Origin of the sequence: Paenibacillus sp. 1-18 (genome assembly GCF_000520755.1) — a bacterium.
Lineage (GTDB): Bacteria > Bacillota > Bacilli > Paenibacillales > Paenibacillaceae > Paenibacillus > Paenibacillus brasilensis.
Genome location: NZ_ASSB01000406.1, coordinates 1 through 339, shown reverse-complemented (window position 1 = coordinate 339; position 339 = coordinate 1). Strand labels below are relative to the sequence as shown.

Here is a 339-nt window from a genome sequence, read left to right as displayed (position 1 = left end):
CTCTTCTGCAAGTTCAAATATCGTCGACACATAGGACAAGTCCTCTGTTAATCTCGACAATACCCTTTGAATATAGTCTTTCCTCCCTAACTCTACACAACGCAATAAAAAAGGCTTGATCCGTTTCCAGTGCCCTTTTCCCTCGTAAAAACATTCATCTATGTACATCTCATAGAGCCAGCCCTCGGGATATCCCAATGCCTTGGTTATCAGGTCCATCTGCCGAACGGAGATTGGCTTGGGTGGGTTGCTGTTCAGCATTGCACTGAAGGTACCGCGATTAATACCGGATATCTTACTGAAACTGCTAAAGCTATAGCCTCTTTGCTTCAATTCTGT

General features: G+C 44.2%; 1 protein-coding gene. It reads right to left on the bottom strand.

Going from position 1 to position 339, the window contains the following annotated elements; genetic code table 11:
* A partial coding sequence (locus L693_RS28600; protein WP_231503781.1) for a helix-turn-helix domain-containing protein occupies positions 1 to 339 on the bottom strand: 339 nt, incomplete at both ends.